This window comes from Rummeliibacillus sp. NPDC094406 (assembly GCF_044763875.1).
In the GTDB taxonomy this organism is placed as follows: Bacteria; Bacillota; Bacilli; order Bacillales_A; family Planococcaceae; genus Rummeliibacillus.
Map to the genome: position 1 here is coordinate 443958 of NZ_JBIWGZ010000001.1, position 16468 is coordinate 460425.

Genomic DNA, 16468 nt, shown 5'->3' on the forward strand with positions numbered 1-16468 from the left:
TGCAAGATGTTTTTATTGTAGATATACAAGTGAATAGGACTAGTACAAGCTTCTATAAAAGCATTGAAGCAACAGGCCGGATTTCAGCTTTCAGATATCGATGTGATCGAGTTAATTGAAGCAATTGCTCTTGGACATTTAATTGGTGCAACAGGGACCATCTTAATGACGAAATTAATTTACGAATTACAGCTCAAGATCCGAGGTACGATTTAGTTACCTTCTGTATCGGTGGCGGGCAAGGGATTATATCCATAATTGAAAATTGCCAACAATAGAAGTAAAGAGGGGGAAACGAAATGTTAGATTACACATTTACAGAAGAACAAGATCAATTCCGTAAAATTCTACATGATTTCGCCAGAGACGAATTACTTCCAAACTATACAAAATGGGATCGAGAGACTACAACACCTCGTCACCTTTGGAAAAAGCTTGGCGATTTAGGTGTCAATGGCTTACGCATTCCTGAAGAATATGGTGGAAGCGGTGCAGATTGTGTAACAACAGGAATCGCTGCAGAGGAAATTGGGAGAGGAGACTTCAATTTAACATATGCTGTCATGTTGAATGGTCTTGTTGGTGAAATTTTGGCTAAACATGCAAGTTCAGCTATTAAGAATGAATGGTTACCTCAAATTGCTAGTGGAGATAAAATCGTAGGTATCGCGATTACCGAACCTTCTGCTGGTACTGATGCTGGAGGTATAACATCAACTGCTATAAGATACGGAGATTACTATATTTTAAATGGTGAAAAATCAGGTATTAGTGTAGCAACTTGCGGCGATGCATTCCTTATCTTTGCTAAAACAGATCCAACTCAAGGAAACCGTGGCATTAGTGCATTTCTCGTTCCTTCAAACTTAGATGGTTTATCAATAAAAGGTTATGAGGATATGGGCAATATTCCCGTTGGGCGTGGTTCAATTTATATGCATGATGTAAAAGTACCGGCAGCCTATCTTGTTGGTGAAGAAAATAAAGGCTTTTCGCAAGTAATGAACGGCTTTGATTTGAGTCGATTACTGATAGGGTTACAGTGTGTTGGTGCAGCAATGCAAAGTATTGATGAAACAATTGAACATGTAAAGTTACGTCATTCATTTGGAAAGCCACTTGCTACCTATCAAGGTGTTGCTTTTCCAATCGTCACACATCACACACAATTAGAGTTGATCAAGTGGCAAGCCTACCGAGGATTATGGCTTCGTGATCAAGGTATGAAGCATTCCCAAGTATCTTCAACAGTTAAATGGTTGGGACCCAAATATAGTGTAGATGCCATTCATGAGTGTTTATTACTTAATGGTCATTATGCATACACAAAGGAATTGCCACTAGAGCAACGTTTACGTGATGTTATTGGGCTAGAGATTGGCGATGGAACAGCACAAGCAAATCAGATGGTTATTGCAAAAGATATTATTGGAAAAGAATACCGTTCTTATTAAAAAGGAGGATTAACCATGGTACAACCTACTAATTATGTACTGACAAATAGTGGCGTAACACCTTTAACTGATATTTTATATGACAAGAATGATGGTATCGCTAAAATTACAATTAACCGTCCACAGGTTTACAATGCTTTTCGTGCGCAAACAATCCAAGAGCTTATTTTGGCTTTAAGAGATGCTTGGGATGATAACCGTATTGGTGCGGTCATTTTAACAGGTGCTGGGGATAAGGCATTTTGTGTTGGTGGTGATCAAAAGGAAAAGGGTAATGAAGGTGGCTATAACTACAACGGAGGTTTAGGTGGGGGAATTGGTTTAGAAATCGAAACACTTCATCAAACAATCCGTAATATTCCTAAGCCTGTCATTGCAGCAGTGAATGGATTTGCAATTGGTGGTGGACACGTCTTACATGTTATTTGTGATTTAACCATTGCTGCTGATACAGCAATGTTCGGACAAAGTGGACCAAAAGTTGGAAGCTATGACGCAGGATTTGGTTCTGCATATTTAGCACGGATTGTTGGAGAAAAGAAAGCTCGTGAAATTTGGTATTTATGTGAGCAATATACTGCACAAGAATGCAAAGAAATGGGCCTAGTCAATAAGGTAGTCCCAGCAGATGATTTACAAACAGCTGCGGAAGAATGGGCTAATAAAATTATTGAGAAAAGTCCTACTGCTATTAAAATGCTAAAATATTCATTTAATGCAGATAGTGCAAATATTCAAGGAATCTCATCATTGGCAATGGGAAGCCTGGCAATGTTTTATAACACACTAGAATCTAATGAAGGCAAAGAAGCATTTCTCGAAAAACGTCCAGTTAACTTCAAAAAATTCCGTGTAAATAAAGGGGGAACAATATGAAATTTGAAATGGCTATACAAGATTCTTATATTGAACAGAATCAAAGCCTTTGGCCAAATAAGACGATATTGAATTATTTAAATGATGCGATACAAAAATATCCAAATAAAGTAGCAATCATCGATAAGAAGAGTCGTTATACGTATGCAGAACTTGGCAAAATGGTTGATCGTGTTGCACTTGGATTATTAGAACTAGGCATTAAAAAGGATGACGTTATCTCTATTCAATTGCCAAATTGGAATGAATTTATCATACTTCATTATGCCATTACTAGAATTGGAGCGATCACAAATCCCCTTATTCCAATTTATCGCGAACGTGAAATTTCATATATGGTTAGTTTAGTAGAATCTAAAATGATTGTTATTCCAGATGAATTTAGAAATTTTGATTATACAAAAATGGTATCTGAATTAAGCCATCAATGGCCATTTTTACAACATGTTTTTGTAATCGGAGAAAATGTTCCGGATTCGATGCAGCCACTTAGCTATTTATTTAATACACCATGGGAAGAAAAACGAAATGTTTCAGAATTAGATAATATTAAACTTCAGCCGAATGATATAACAGAAATTATCTTCACATCTGGAACGACAGGTAAACCAAAGGGCGTAATGCACACACATAATACATTATGTGTATCAGCTGATTCTTTGATAGAACATTTACAACTAACAAATGATGATGTTCTGTTTATGGCTTCCACTTTTGCACATCAAACTGGATTTGGGTATGGTGTTCGCCTCCCGACACATCATGGTGGGACTGCTGTTTATCAAGATGTATGGCATCCAGAAGAGTTTTTCCAACTTGTTGAAAAAGAAAAGATTACGTATACAGCAGGGGCCACACCATTTTTACAAGATACCATTCAATTTCCTCATATTAAAAAATACAATTTAGAGTCACTCCGAGCATTTTTAGCGCTCGGTGCACCGATTCCAAGAATTCTTGTTAAGGAAGCAGCAAACGTAGTGAATTTTAATATTTTAGCTGGTTGGGGACAAACTGAAAATGGCCTTGTAACACTTACAAAATTGTATGATTCAGAAGCAAAATTAACAGGTACGGATGGCGTTCCATTAACAGATATGTTTGTAAAAGTTGTAGATGCAAATTTTGATGAAGTATCTCCTAATACGGAAGGAAATTTACTAGTTAAAGGACCCTCTCTATTTGTCGGATATTATAAACAAATTGAAGAAACACATGCAGAATTCCATGGCGATTGGTTTATTACTGGAGATCGTGCAGTTAAGGATGAAGATGGCTATATCAGAATTACAGGTCGCAACAAAGATATTATTATGAGAGGTGGTGAAAATATTCCGGTGGCTTATATTGAAAATGTGTTATATGAGCATCCAGATATTTTTGCTGCACAAATAGTTGCAATGCCCGATCCACGATTACAAGAAAAAGCATGTGCCTGTATTTGTTTAAAGCCTGAATCACCTGAATTAACTTTTGAAGCAATGCAACAATTTTTAGAAGAAAAAGGTGTCGCTAAACAATATTGGCCAGAGCGTTTAGAACTTTTTGAAGAATTCCCTCGAACGCCAAGTGGCAAAATTCAAAAGTTTAAATTAAGAGAAATCATTGGAGGTTAATTCTATATGACAAAAAAAGTTGCGTTCATTACAGGTGCAGGAAGAGGAATTGGGCGCGAAATCGCTCAGAAATTAGCTCATAAGGGCTTTGCAATCGTTGTTACTGATGTTCATTTAGAAAATGCAAATGAGACAGTCTCACGAATTGCGGAAATAGGTGGAGAAGCAGTTTCTGTATTATGTGATGTTACCAAATTAGAAAGTGTTGAAAATGCAGTACAAAACGCTGTAGAGAAATTTGGTAAAATTGATGTTTTAATCAATAATGCTGGTTGGGATAAGATTGAACCTTTTTTAAAAAGCGATCCTTCAACATGGGAACTTATCTTAAATATAAATTTAATGGGGCAAATTCATACATGTAAGACAATTTTGCCACTTATGATTGAGAATGGGTATGGCAAAGTAGTTAATATCGCATCTGATTCTGGTCGAGTAGGATCGAGTGGAGAAGCAGTGTATTCTGCAGCAAAAGGAGGAGTGATTGCCTTTACGAAAACGCTAGCACGTGAAATGGCACGTCACAAAATTAATATTAATAGCATTGCACCAGGTCCTGCTGATACTCCTTTATTTAAAGAAATTGGTGAGTATAACGAAGGGATTGCAACAGCTTTAGTAAAAGCTATCCCATTCCGACGTTTAGCACAGCCATCTGATATCGCAAATGCAGTAGCTTTCTTAGCATCAGATGAAGCTGAGTATATTACTGGACAAACTCTTTCTGTAAACGGTGGATTAGCAATGGTTTAACACTCTATTTAGCAGGGGCCTTCGGGTTTCCTGTTATTTTTGTATATATTAATTGGTAAATATTTTTCTATTTTAAGATATACTATAAACTAGTATTGAAGTTTGTTTTGGATGATATATTCTGGGGGATGAATATGTTTAAAATCAGATACATGAGAGAAAATGAGAAAGATTTTTTTATGAAGATGCTATACGAGTCTATTTTCATTGAAAAAGAGAAAAAACCACCTATTGATAAACTGCTTTATTCTGATGGTTTGAAGAAATATCATCAAAATTGGGGCAGAAAAGGGGATAAAGCGTTAATTGCTGTTGATCATACAGATACCCCAGTTGGTGCAGTTTGGTACAGATTATATAGCAGTAAAGAAAAAAGTTATGGCTATGTGAACGATGATACACCAGAATTAGGAATTGCTATTGAAGAAGCAGCAAGGAATAAAAGTCTTGGAACCAAATTAATGAATTCGATTCTAGAGGAAGCAAACAATGATGGATTTGAAGCTGTATCGTTAAGCGTAGATGCTGATAATACAGTTGCAGTAAATCTTTATCTTAGATTAGGTTTTATAGTAGTTGGGAAAGACGAAACATCTTACATTATGCTATTAAAGTTATAGATAATTTAAAAGAGCAATCAACATCTAATTTTAAGTTGTTGATTGCTCTTTTTTCATTTTTAACCTAATTAATCTAAATATTGATTCAGTTTGATAGAGCATTTTAAGAATATTGTGATTGTAAAATATTAGAATTTATTAATTTTAGGAAAGCGAAGCTAAAAGGTAAATAAAGATTTTTCGATAATATAATTATGTAAACTTAAATTTTATCCTTTTATTTTGGCTCTGTTTAAACATAATTATTGATTTTCATCAAATAAATAAGCGTATTCAAAATTAAATTTTCGAATTATTCAAGAGGTACAACTAATTTCAAATTCTAAGAAAAAACAAAAGGAGTTATCGCATGTAAATATTACATCGCAATAACTCCTGATAATTTCATTAAATTAGCCGCATCTTATAAAAATTACTTATTTGAATCAATTTCATAAATCCATTTTTAGTTTTTAAATGCGAACATTTTAACGCATTTACTTTTCTATATTCAGATGAGTATGTTCCGCTCCAGACGGCGCTTTCCACGGGCTTGGCTTCAATCTCCTCGTCACTACGTTCTTGCGGGGCTTTCAGCTCAAGCTTTTCCCGTAGGAGTTGCCGTCTTCCGCTCCACAATTAACAAAAATGGATATCATTAAATGTTCGTATATTTTTATGATATTTGCATTATGAAATTAATTCATTTAAAAATACAAATGTCCAACATCTAAACTAGCGAGATGGTCCCATTTGATCCAAGCAAGCGCAAGTTCTTTTCCAATTTGAATATAGAAAGTGGATTCTTGTTCTGTATAGTCGCTTTCGGTGCGATTATAAATAGCTAAAATTTCTGCTAAATCTTGATCACCTTTGAGATTAGCTGTGTAAATTTCTTTATATGCCACAAGTTCTGGTTCCTGATTTAATGCATTGTCGTCAAAATCAGCAATAGCGTGAGCTAAATGGCGCAATGTGTTCGTATCATAATAAATAATAAATGCACCCTTCACTGGTAAATCCTTTGTTAGTGCTTCAGGCAGCTGGTCATACATTTTTTGCGTTTCTTCATTCAAACCAAAATGTTCAATTTTGGCAATCTCAATATGTAATGCAGATAAATACGCAGATACAGCAAGTTTACTTTGTCCCATTAGATAAGCGATTTGACCAATTCCTCGATATAAATTGCTATTAGATGGTTCTTCCTTAATTGCAGCTGTATACATATTTATGGCTTGGTCGTATTGACCTAAGCTTTTTAACTCAAGAGCGTGATTAATCATTTTTTCAACATTCGACATAATTCTCAACCTTTCTCAGTGGATGTTACTATTATATATTATTTGAGATGAATAGGGGGAAATACACAAATTAGAACATTTGTTCTTTATTGTGAAAAATAGCATATTTAATAAAAATCACTTTTAACTTATGTTCTATATCATTTTTTTAATATATATTAAGTGATATGCGGTGTAATGAATGCCCCTTTTCAGCATATAGAACATTCGTTCTCACATAACTTTCCTTTATGGACATAACAAAATAGTTGAATTATCCTTAAGTTAAACATTTATTTTTTACATACTAACTATCCATTCGATTTAATCCTTTAAGAAAAATAGAAACGAACAGTTCTGCTTCTTTATTCAATTGAAAATCATTCCCGAAAGATAGCCAATCATATAGTGTTCCACGCATACATCTTGAAATAAGCATACCTGTCTTTTCAATGTTTGTAGTAGGCGGTAGCTCACCATTGCTAACAGCTTCTTGTACAAATGTATTTAAGATTTTATATAAACTCCGCTGTGAATTTGCAAAGAAGTTTTCTTCACTTTTGATCAAACCGCTTGTATAAACACTTCTCATTAAATCTTCACCTAAATCTTCTTTTAAGTACGTCATTTGTGCATTAAATAGTGCAATAATCTTGTCTTCAAATTTTAATTGAGGAGATAACGTTTGAACAAACGCTTCATAAAATGAATCTATTTCTTTGAATTTTTCTAAGAAAATATCGTATTTAGAAGTAAAGTGGCCATAAAAAGCCCCTTTAGAGCTTTTGCTTTTACGAACAATTTCATCGACGCTAACATGATTAAATCCCTTAGTTTCAAATAATTTCAATGCGGTAGTGTAGATTCTCTGTTTTGTTTCTTCTGCTTGTTGCTCTCTAGTTTTCTTTATCATGATCAACACCTACTTTTTATTCTTAATAACTAATTTAACATAGATCTATATAATTATTATTTTTTAAATTTACTAAATAGTCTGAAATTTATATTGACAAATAAAATTCAACTATATTATCTTATAGACTATAGTCTGTAAAGATGTAAGCGTTTAAACAAAGGGGTGTAGAGCAATGGATATTTTAGGTAATCGAACGTTACGTTCATTATTAGCGGATAAGGTCAAACAACACGGGGAGAAGTACTTTATTCACTTTGAGGATGCTAATGAGGAACGATTCCAAAAATCATATAAAGAGTTTCAAGCTGAAGTGAATAGATTAAGTAATGCTTTTATGAACTTAGGTCTTAAAAAAGGCGATCATGTTGTTTTACATTTGCCGAATAATATGGAATTTTTCACAACATGGTTTGCATTAGCAAACATTGGTGCCATTATGGTTCCTACAAATATTTTATCAACAGCGGATGAGATGAAGTATATTATTAATCATTCTGAAGCACTAGTTTTAATGACTGAAATTGAATACTTGGATAAATTTCAACAAATTCGCGAAGAAACTTCAACTATTCAAAAAATCATCGTTACAAGATGTACCTGTGCTATAGATCATGTACTAAATTTTGATGATTTATTAGCAAATGCATCTACTAACACGCTAGATTTACCTGAGATTGTTTCAGAAGATGTCGTAGCTATGCTTTACACTTCAGGAACAACGTCTAAACCTAAAGGTGTACAAGTAACAAACGCAAATTATATTTATGCTGGTGAACTATTATCTAAATCGATTAACTTGAGCGAGAATGATCGTCCATTCATAGTTTTACCTTTGTTCCATGGCAATGCACAATATTACTCAACTATGTCAGCACTTGTTGTAGGTGCTAGTATCGCAGTAACTGAGAAATTCAGCGCATCCCGATATTTCAAACAAGCAAAAGCATTAGGTGGAACAATTGGATCATTATTTGCTGCTCCTATACGAATGATACTTGCAAAAGAATATGACAACGCAGATCAAGATAATTCAATTCGTTTAATCCTATTTGCACAGTCAATAGCGGACTATCAAATAACTTCATTTGAAGAAAAATTCGATGTAAAGCTTTTACAAATGTACGGGATGACAGAAACAATCGGCGTCCCATTAATCAATCCAATCAACGATATTGCAAAAAATTTAAGCATCGGAAAACCTAGCATTGGCTATGAAGTAAAACTACTTGATGAAAATGGATATGAAGTAAACGATGGAGAAGTTGGCCAAATAGCTGTCAAAGGTATACGTGGTAGAACATTAATGAAGGGGTATTTTAAAAATGACGATGCAACAAAGCAAACATTCCAAGGGGATTGGTTATTAACAGGGGACAATGCACGCATCGGCGAAGATGGTTATTTCTATTTTGTTGATCGAATGAAGGATATGATCAAACGTTCAGGAGAGAACGTAGCAGCAAATGAAGTTGAAAGTGTTCTTGTAGAACATGAAGCAGTTTATGAAGTAGCTGTGATTGGTACTCCAGATGATATGCGTGATGAAGCGATTAAAGCCTATGTCATTTTAAATAAAAATGCAAAGGTAACTGAAAACGAACTAATCGAACACTGTAAAGAAAGATTGGCAAAGTTTAAAGTTCCGGATGTTATCGACTTTGTAGAGGATTTTCCACGAACACCTGTAGGGAAAATTCAGAAACATATTCTGCGAAATTCGATTTCAATATAAGAAAGAAGGGGATCATATGAAAAATTTTAGGGTTTTATTAGCAAGTGTAGCTGGTTCTATTATTGAATGGTATGACTTTTACCTTTATGGTACTGCAACAGGACTTGTATTTACTACATTATTCTTTCCTTCTTCGGATCCATCTGTATCCATATTAATTGCTTTTGCCACATTTGGTGCAGGTTACGCAGCGCGACCTCTAGGAAGTATTATTTTCGGCCACATGGGCGATAGGATAGGTAGAAAGGCATCGTTAATGCTGACATTGATTGGGATGGGCGGAAGTTCATTTTTAATTGGGTTACTTCCTACTTACGCACAAGTAGGGTTAGCCGCTCCCATCATGCTCGTAGTATTACGGTTACTACAAGGGATTGCACTCGGTGGTGAATGGGGAGGAGCTGTACTTCTTGCAACCGAAACTGCAACAAAAGGTGTTCGCGGATTTTTCGGTTCTATTCCACAATTAGGGGTACCAATTGGTTTAGTATTAGGAACTTTTAGTTTTACATTAATTAGTTCATTAACAACAGAAGCACAATTTATGTCTTGGGGTTGGCGATTACCGTTTTTATTTAGTGCCGTATTGATTATTTTAGCTGTTTGGATTCGTAGTGGTATTGAAGAAACGCCAGAATTCAAACGTAATAAAGAGCAAGGTGAGCTTGCAAAAGTACCTATTTTTGAGGCATTTAAATACAACAAAAAAGATATCTTTCGTTTAATCGGTTTAAAAGTAGGGGACGGACTTTTCAATGTTTTCCTTATGTCCTTTATCTTGGTTTACGCAACTACACATCTTGGATACAGCCGTGATGTGGCCTTATTTGCTTTGACAATTAGCTGTGCAACGATGATCATTTCAATTCCTTTAGTTGGCTATTTATCTGATTTTATCGGTCGAAAAACAATTTATATCAGTGGTATTGTTGCGATGTTATTATTAGCTATTCCATATTTCACAATGATTCCTCAAAGTACAACTTGGTTTTACGTAATGCAAGTTATCTTATTAGGTGTAATATGGGGTTCCATTTTCTCAACACAAGGAACACTTTTCTCAGAACTTTTCCCAGCAAATGTACGTTATACAGGACTTTCACTTGGATATCAAGTAGCTGCCGCCATCTGTGGATTTGGCCCAATGCTTTGGACTGAATTGGGAGCTAAATACGGTGCTTCACCATACTTGTTTGGTGGATTGATGATTGCTGGGTTATTGATTTCACTCACTTTAGCCATTTTCGCACCAGACACACGAAAAGTAACGCAATATGCAGATCAGCCAGAAGCTACTGAGATCTCGCAACAATCAATAGATAAAGTATCTGTTTAATCTTTTCAAATAATTTAAAAGTAGAGACATAGCCCTCTACTTTGTTACGGGGTGAGAATATGTTAAAACAAGTAGCCATAGTAACAGGCGCGGCAAGTGGCATTGGTCAAGGCATTGCCATAGCTTTAGATCAAAAAGACATTCAAATCGTATTAGTAGATAAGAATTCTTGCAATGACACGATGAAACTATTGCAAGGTGACGGGCATGTTGAACACTTAGGTGATATTAGAGAGGTAGAATTTATTAAACAAGTTGTGCAAGAAACGGCTAATACTTTTGGTCATATCGATATTTTAGTTAATAATGCTGGTACAGCTAGTCGATTAAATTTAGAAACAATGACAGTGGATGATTGGGAACGGGATATTAACACGAATTTATTAGCAACTTTCTTATTTACACAGGCGGTTGTTTATCCTTATATGAAAAATCAGGAAGCAGGTCGAATTGTTAATATTAGCTCTATTTCCGGCATGAACGGTGGCGCCAAATCTGGTGATGAAACAATCGGAAGATCTGGACCTGCCTATGCAGCATCAAAAGGTGGAGTTATTGCGCTAACGAAGTGGGTAGCGAGAGAAATTGGACAATACAATATCACCTGTAATTCCGTCGCACCAGGAGCTACGGAAACAGGTATTACAAAAGGTGTTCCATATGATACGATCCATCAATCCATTGATCGAATGGGACAACCCTTTGAAATCGCTTCAGCTGTTAGTTATCTAGTTTCAAAAGAAGCTAGTTATATTACCGGACAAGTCATTGTAGTCGATGGTGGCGCTTATATGTAACGTGAAGCATGCTAACTTATTTGCAAATTGGCAATACCATTTCCGTAAAAAATGTGCAGTTTGAAGAAATTACAGAAGTCAAGTAATCAAGACAAAGCTATAATTCAACAAGCCAATGAAGTTCTTAAAAGCTTCATTGGCTTGTTTTAATTTAACCTTTATTCACTCTAAATAAGTACTAGTAGAATACTCATTACCTTTTTCATCCATTACAATTCGGGGGGCAATGATTTGAAGCGTCATAGAGAAGTTTTCATCACCCGTAATATAAAAAGTATCGCCTTTTGTATTAATCTTAATATTTGAAATAACCTTTATGTTGTTTTTCAATCCAGCTAAGTCTTCTGTATCCATATTAGGCTTTATCGCGTTATATATTTCATTGTTAACAATCGTTAATTTTCCTTTTGAAAAATTTAACGTATTTCCTTTATGAATACGATCAACAAATTGAATTTCTTTTAAATATACTGCTTTTGCTTCATACGTGCCATTGACTGTATGTGAAGGCGGCGGAGTACTATTAAAATTAAGATAAAGAAAACCTGATAAAGTTACTAAAAATAAAGCCAAGACAATATAGGGTACTAGATTATAACGCCGTTTTTTTTGCAACTTGTTACGAATGTTGGATTTTTGAATAATTGTAAAATGACTTTCATTGAAGATATTTTTTTCTAAGGAACTCCGAATTTGCTTATAGTCGTTCATAATAATCACCTCTTTCTAATAATGTTTTTAGTTTTTCTCTACCACGGTTTAATCGAGTCTTTACTGTGTTCTCATTCATATTAATAAGCTCGCTTATTTCTTGAATAGATAGTTCTTCATAATAAAAGAGCATGATCATTTCGCGATATTTAAGAGGTAATTGCATAACAGCTTTTGCCAACTGTTTACTTGTTTCGTTACTTACTAAGTTTCGTTCAGGTGTTGATGTATTCGAAGTTAAATGTGCAAAGAGCTCATTTTGAACAATCACACGTTTAAACCAGGCTGATCGAAGAAAGTCTTTAGCTCGATTAATAGTAATTCGATAGATCCAAGCTTTATACGATTTAATTTTATGACGGCTTTTATATTGATGAAAACAGGTTATGAAAACATCCTGAACAATTTCTTCTGCTTTTCCCCAGTCTTTACAGTAACCATAGGCCAAATTCGTTAACTTCTCACCATATTCATCCATTAAATAGTTAAGCCACTCATATGAGTTAGAAAAATCCATCGTTTCTGCGTATGTATCCATTTTTTCACTCCTTTCTTTTTCCATTTCCCTAAAGACGAGTGAAAACCTCACTACGTTTCAAAAAATTGTAAATATACCATAACAATAAAATTCTGGAGATAAGGAGTTAAAATGCACTTTTCTTGGACATCATTCATTTCCTTTTTCAAGCAAGTCACAAAATTCTTCTACCAGTTTATTACATTATGATGCGTCATTAGATATATAGATACATAATTTTGTTGAGATAATGTAAATTATCGATAATATATTTTGATTCGCTATTTCTTTTTTTATAAAAATATTATATTATCTAATCTGTGTTAGAAAAAACAATGTAAACGCTTCCTAATTACATCATAGAACTGGAGAATATTATTATGTTAACGACAGAATTTCGTATTGAAAAAGATTTTTTAGGAGAAAAAGAAATTCCGAAAGATGCTTATTATGGTGTTCAAACAACAAGAGCAATTGAAAACTTTCCGATTACGGGATATCGAATTCATCCTGAACTAATTAAATCTTTAGGTATTGTGAAAAAAGCTGCAGCACTAGCAAATATGGAAGTGGGCATGCTGGAAAAAGAAATTGGACAATACATTATTCAAGCATGTGATGAAGTCATAGCAGGAAAATGGAATGACCAATTTATTGTAGATCCTATTCAAGGCGGAGCAGGTACATCTATTAACATGAATGCAAACGAAGTAATTGCAAATCGTGCGCTTGAATTGATGGGAGAAGAAAAAGGGAATTATAAATTAATTAGCCCAAATAGTCATATTAATATGTCTCAATCAACAAATGATGCTTTTCCAACTGCTACTCATATCGCAGTTTTAAGTTTATTAAATAAATTACTTGATGCTTCTAAAACAATGCAAAATGCATTTATTTCTAAAGCAAAAGAATTTGCAGGTATTATTAAAATGGGTCGTACACATCTTCAAGATGCTGTCCCAGTATTACTTGGTCAAGAATTTGAATCATATAGTCGTGTAGTTTCTCGTGACATTGATCGTATTTCACTGTCAAGACAACACCTATATGAAGTAAATATGGGAGCAACTGCCGTTGGTACAGGATTGAATGCAGATCCAATTTACATTGATGCAGTCGTTCGAAATCTTAGCGAATTAAGTGGCTTACCATTAAAAGGTGCAGAACATTTAGTTGATGCAACTCAAAATACGGATTGTTATACACAAGTTTCAGCAAATTTAAAAGTTTGTATGATTAATATGTCTAAAATCGCAAATGACTTACGTTTAATGGCTTCTGGACCACGTGATGGCTTATTTGAAATCGTACTACCAGCACGTCAACCAGGATCATCAATTATGCCTGGTAAAGTAAATCCTGTTATGGCTGAAGTCTTGAACCAAGTTGCTTTCCAAGTTATGGGTAATGATTTAACTATTTCAGCAGCTTCTGAAGCAGGTCAATTTGAATTAAATGTAATGGAACCTGTATTATTCTTTAATTTAATTCAATCGATTTCTACAATGAGTAATGTATTCACAGTATTTACAGAAAAATGTATCGTAGGTATTACAGCAAATGAAGAGCATCTAAAAGAATATGTTGAAAAGAGTGTTGGGATTATCACAGCGGTAAACCCACATATTGGATACGAATTAGCTGCACAAATTGCTAAAGAAGCTATAGCTACAGGTGCTTCTGTACGTGAACTTTGCATAAAATCTGGGGCTTTAACAGCAGAACAACTAGATAAGATTTTAGATCCTTATGCAATGACACAACCTGGTATTGCTGGTGGTAAATCTTTAGTTAAATAAGTGAGCTCTTTGTATAAAAGACTCTACTAAAATAAATTACAAAAAAAGTGAACGAAATGATTCGTTCACTTTTTTTGTGCATTATAGAGCTTTTTTCCAACTAAATGGGAAGTTTAGTTGGAAAAAAGAATGGAATACAATAGAATGATTTTTTGTAAATAAGATACTATATTGGTAGACTGCATATGAAACAATTAATTTTATTGTACGAAGGAGGATAACAATTTGGAGCAAACAATATGTTTAATTAGACATGGGGAAACAGTTTTTAATTCTCAAGGGAGATACCAAGGACAACTTGATTCACCATTAACTGATGATGGAATAGAACAAGTGAAAAATATATCAAAGTTATTAAAACTTGTAATTGATGAGCCTAGTGAATGGGAAATTATTTCGAGTCCATTAGGAAGGACTTTGCAAAGTACAGAAATTATTTGCGAAATATTGGGATATGACTTGAATAAAGTGACTACTGACAGTCGATTAAAAGAGGTTTCAGTAGGTTCTTGGGAGGGTTTAACCATACAAGAAATTGAATCTTCATGGCCTGAATTGCTTGAAAATACTGATACTTACAATTGGTATTTCAATTCTCCAGATGGGGAAAGCTATGATTCAGTTGTGATGAGAATATCAGAATGGTTAGAAAGTATAAAGGATAAAAAGAAAGTTATTGCTGTATCGCACGGACTAACAGGAAGAATAATTAGGGGAGTTTATCAAAATTTAAAAAAAGATCATTTATTAAGATTGGAGGTATCTCAAAATACCTTCTTTAAATTGAACAATAATAAAATTGAAAGATTTTGTTACGAATATGATGAATTCTGAGTGTAGATGTAACTAACGTGCTTTAATTGTATCTTGAAAAAGAAAGGTTTTCTAATAGTCGGCATACACTAGTTGATTGTATTAGAAGGGGGCGACTTCAGTCGAAACGAGTAAGTGAACGACATATCGTTCACTTACTTTGAAATCTCTTTGAGGACTTTTCAGTGCCCTCGAGCTTGACGAAGTATATAATCTTTGGGCACGATGATAATGCCCATCTCAAGTATTAAGAAAGTCAATTAATTAGACGTTTGTTGGTTTTTTCAGATCGTAGCGAATAATGTCTGATGGCATTTTAGGATGTGGGAATGTTAAATTGTTATAAACAGGAGCTTGTGAAATATCATTTACATAACATTCATCTACATTGCAGCCATCCTCTTTAAATTCTTTTAACATTTTTAAGAAGCCAAACATGCCAAATGCACCTGTCTCTCGAACACGGCGTACCTCTTCAAAATCAACGTAAATAAATGTAAAGGACTCTTGGATGTTTAATTCTTCGATAATACGTCCTTCAGGGTCAACTGCTACCGTATTTCCCATTCCGGCCGGTCCAGCTTGATTCACACTAATTACATAGCATTGATTTTCCACTGCTCGCGTAATGGCAATCGGTGTATGATTTCGTAACCCACCTATCCATTCACCTTGAAGAGTAGGTTTAATAATCAATTCTGCACCTTTCATTACTAAGTTACGTATTGATTCTGGATAATGTCCATCGGCACAAATGACAAATCCTACTTTTCCAACCCCAGGAATCTCGAATACAGGGAACTCATTTCCAGGTGATGAAACCTCTAATGGATATGGAATAAACACTTTTCGATATTTAAGCTTAATCTCACCCTCAGGAGAAATAAGTAATGTCGTATTATACAGTTTTCCATCATTCCCACGTTCAACAAGTGAACCTGGAACAATCCATTTCTGCACTTCTTTTGCTTTATTACATAACGCTTGAATCGTAGGTCCATTTGGAATTGGTTCAGCCATTTCATCCCAAATCGTTGAATCATAACCGTTTAAAAATAACTCAGGAAAAACAATCATATCAACCGTTGGATTCATGAAAACTAATTTCTCAATATTACTGAAAATCGTCTGCAAATTTGTATCCTTTGTTTTAGCACCATCCCCAGGTTCCATAAATGAAGCTACTTGAACAACCCCAATGTTTAATGAACTCATAAAACATTCCTCCTTTATACGATTAGTTCAATTGTAAAGTGAAAATAG

16 protein-coding genes are annotated in these 16468 nt (G+C 34.5%); 11 read left to right on the top strand and 5 right to left on the bottom strand.

The features are described 5' to 3' along the window. Positions 1–63: 63 nt before the first annotated feature. The 6 genes from ACIQ4I_RS02155 to ACIQ4I_RS02180 all read left to right on the top strand — a co-directional run bounded on the left by ACIQ4I_RS02155 (position 64) and on the right by ACIQ4I_RS02180 (position 5319). Positions 64–216 (top strand): hypothetical protein, encoded by a 153-nt coding sequence (locus ACIQ4I_RS02155; RefSeq protein WP_403092372.1) that lies wholly within the window; start codon positions 64–66, stop codon positions 214–216. Between the two features lie 83 nt (positions 217–299). Continuing rightward, positions 300–1454 carry an acyl-CoA dehydrogenase family protein gene (locus tag ACIQ4I_RS02160; protein ID WP_403092374.1) on the top strand — a complete coding sequence of 385 codons (1155 nt, stop codon included), beginning with the start codon at positions 300–302 and terminating at the stop codon, positions 1452–1454. Between the two features lie 15 nt (positions 1455–1469). Beyond that, a complete protein-coding gene (gene menB / locus ACIQ4I_RS02165; protein ID WP_403092376.1) occupies positions 1470–2330 on the top strand; it encodes a 1,4-dihydroxy-2-naphthoyl-CoA synthase in 861 nt (286 codons plus the stop codon). Continuing rightward, a complete protein-coding gene (locus ACIQ4I_RS02170) occupies positions 2327–3946 on the top strand; it encodes an AMP-binding protein (protein WP_403092378.1) in 1620 nt (539 codons plus the stop codon). Before menB ends, ACIQ4I_RS02170 begins: the two co-directional genes overlap by 4 nt. A 6-nt stretch (positions 3947–3952) precedes the next feature. Then, positions 3953–4699 carry an SDR family NAD(P)-dependent oxidoreductase gene (locus tag ACIQ4I_RS02175; RefSeq protein ID WP_403092380.1) on the top strand — a complete coding sequence of 249 codons (747 nt, stop codon included), beginning with the start codon at positions 3953–3955 and terminating at the stop codon, positions 4697–4699. A gap of 134 nt (positions 4700–4833) precedes the next feature. Next, positions 4834–5319, top strand: coding sequence for a GNAT family N-acetyltransferase (locus tag ACIQ4I_RS02180; protein ID WP_403092382.1), 486 nt, complete (start codon positions 4834–4836; stop codon positions 5317–5319). 686 nt (positions 5320–6005) lie between these two features. Here ACIQ4I_RS02180 and ACIQ4I_RS02185 read toward each other — a convergent pair. After that, the gene (locus ACIQ4I_RS02185; protein WP_403092384.1) at positions 6006–6602 is read right to left on the bottom strand and encodes a tetratricopeptide repeat protein; all 597 of its coding nucleotides are present in this window, start codon (positions 6600–6602) and stop codon (positions 6006–6008) included. 286 nt (positions 6603–6888) lie between these two features. Beyond that, complete coding sequence (locus tag ACIQ4I_RS02190; protein ID WP_403092386.1) at positions 6889–7494, bottom strand: TetR/AcrR family transcriptional regulator; 606 nt, start codon at positions 7492–7494, stop codon at positions 6889–6891. 175 nt (positions 7495–7669) lie between these two features. Here ACIQ4I_RS02190 and ACIQ4I_RS02195 point away from each other — a divergent pair, with 175 nt between their 5' ends. Genes ACIQ4I_RS02195 through ACIQ4I_RS02205 form a run of 3 tightly spaced genes read left to right on the top strand, consistent with a single transcriptional unit; the run spans position 7670 to position 11362 of the window. Continuing rightward, positions 7670–9229 carry an AMP-binding protein gene (locus ACIQ4I_RS02195; RefSeq protein ID WP_403092387.1) on the top strand — a complete coding sequence of 520 codons (1560 nt, stop codon included), beginning with the start codon at positions 7670–7672 and terminating at the stop codon, positions 9227–9229. Positions 9230–9245: 16 nt separating this feature from the next. Further along, the gene (locus ACIQ4I_RS02200; RefSeq protein WP_403092389.1) at positions 9246–10565 is read left to right on the top strand and encodes an MFS transporter; all 1320 of its coding nucleotides are present in this window, start codon (positions 9246–9248) and stop codon (positions 10563–10565) included. 59 nt (positions 10566–10624) lie between these two features. Beyond that, positions 10625–11362, top strand: a complete 738-nt coding sequence (locus ACIQ4I_RS02205) for an SDR family NAD(P)-dependent oxidoreductase (protein WP_403092390.1) — start codon at positions 10625–10627, stop codon at positions 11360–11362. 162 nt (positions 11363–11524) lie between these two features. On the opposite strand, the gene ACIQ4I_RS02210 is transcribed toward ACIQ4I_RS02205, so the two are convergent. Then, the gene (locus tag ACIQ4I_RS02210) at positions 11525–12073 is read right to left on the bottom strand and encodes a hypothetical protein (RefSeq protein WP_403092392.1); all 549 of its coding nucleotides are present in this window, start codon (positions 12071–12073) and stop codon (positions 11525–11527) included. Then, a complete protein-coding gene (locus ACIQ4I_RS02215) occupies positions 12060–12611 on the bottom strand; it encodes a sigma-70 family RNA polymerase sigma factor (protein ID WP_403092394.1) in 552 nt (183 codons plus the stop codon). Before ACIQ4I_RS02215 ends, ACIQ4I_RS02210 begins: the two co-directional genes overlap by 14 nt. Before the next feature lie 359 nt (positions 12612–12970). On the opposite strand from ACIQ4I_RS02215, the gene aspA reads away from it, so the two are divergent. Beyond that, positions 12971–14392 (top strand): aspartate ammonia-lyase, encoded by a 1422-nt coding sequence (aspA, locus tag ACIQ4I_RS02220; RefSeq protein ID WP_397538623.1) that lies wholly within the window; start codon positions 12971–12973, stop codon positions 14390–14392. Between the two features lie 225 nt (positions 14393–14617). Then, on the top strand, positions 14618–15226 hold the full coding sequence (locus ACIQ4I_RS02225; RefSeq protein WP_403092396.1) for a histidine phosphatase family protein: 609 nt from the start codon (positions 14618–14620) through the stop codon (positions 15224–15226). Positions 15227–15469: 243 nt separating this feature from the next. Here the strand turns inward: ACIQ4I_RS02225 and ACIQ4I_RS02230 are convergent, their stop codons facing one another. After that, positions 15470–16420 carry a carbon-nitrogen hydrolase family protein gene (locus ACIQ4I_RS02230; RefSeq protein WP_403092398.1) on the bottom strand — a complete coding sequence of 317 codons (951 nt, stop codon included), beginning with the start codon at positions 16418–16420 and terminating at the stop codon, positions 15470–15472. Positions 16421–16468 lie beyond the last annotated feature (48 nt).

What these genes read in the sequence shown, in the direction of transcription:
- ACIQ4I_RS02230 (WP_403092398.1), bottom strand. Translation starts at nt 16,420, where the DNA reads ATGAGTTCATTAAACATTGGGGTTGTTCAAGTAGCTTCATTTATGGAA.
- ACIQ4I_RS02195 (WP_403092387.1), top strand. Translation starts at nt 7,670, where the DNA reads ATGGATATTTTAGGTAATCGAACGTTACGTTCATTATTAGCGGATAAG.
- ACIQ4I_RS02215 (WP_403092394.1), bottom strand. Translation starts at nt 12,611, where the DNA reads ATGGATACATACGCAGAAACGATGGATTTTTCTAACTCATATGAGTGG.
- ACIQ4I_RS02170 (WP_403092378.1), top strand. Translation starts at nt 2,327, where the DNA reads ATGAAATTTGAAATGGCTATACAAGATTCTTATATTGAACAGAATCAA.
- ACIQ4I_RS02175 (WP_403092380.1), top strand. Translation starts at nt 3,953, where the DNA reads ATGACAAAAAAAGTTGCGTTCATTACAGGTGCAGGAAGAGGAATTGGG.
- ACIQ4I_RS02205 (WP_403092390.1), top strand. Translation starts at nt 10,625, where the DNA reads ATGTTAAAACAAGTAGCCATAGTAACAGGCGCGGCAAGTGGCATTGGT.
- ACIQ4I_RS02160 (WP_403092374.1), top strand. Translation starts at nt 300, where the DNA reads ATGTTAGATTACACATTTACAGAAGAACAAGATCAATTCCGTAAAATT.
- ACIQ4I_RS02190 (WP_403092386.1), bottom strand. Translation starts at nt 7,494, where the DNA reads ATGATAAAGAAAACTAGAGAGCAACAAGCAGAAGAAACAAAACAGAGA.
- menB (WP_403092376.1), top strand. Translation starts at nt 1,470, where the DNA reads ATGGTACAACCTACTAATTATGTACTGACAAATAGTGGCGTAACACCT.
- ACIQ4I_RS02185 (WP_403092384.1), bottom strand. Translation starts at nt 6,602, where the DNA reads ATGTCGAATGTTGAAAAAATGATTAATCACGCTCTTGAGTTAAAAAGC.
- aspA (WP_397538623.1), top strand. Translation starts at nt 12,971, where the DNA reads ATGTTAACGACAGAATTTCGTATTGAAAAAGATTTTTTAGGAGAAAAA.
- ACIQ4I_RS02200 (WP_403092389.1), top strand. Translation starts at nt 9,246, where the DNA reads ATGAAAAATTTTAGGGTTTTATTAGCAAGTGTAGCTGGTTCTATTATT.
- ACIQ4I_RS02180 (WP_403092382.1), top strand. Translation starts at nt 4,834, where the DNA reads ATGTTTAAAATCAGATACATGAGAGAAAATGAGAAAGATTTTTTTATG.
- ACIQ4I_RS02210 (WP_403092392.1), bottom strand. Translation starts at nt 12,073, where the DNA reads ATGAACGACTATAAGCAAATTCGGAGTTCCTTAGAAAAAAATATCTTC.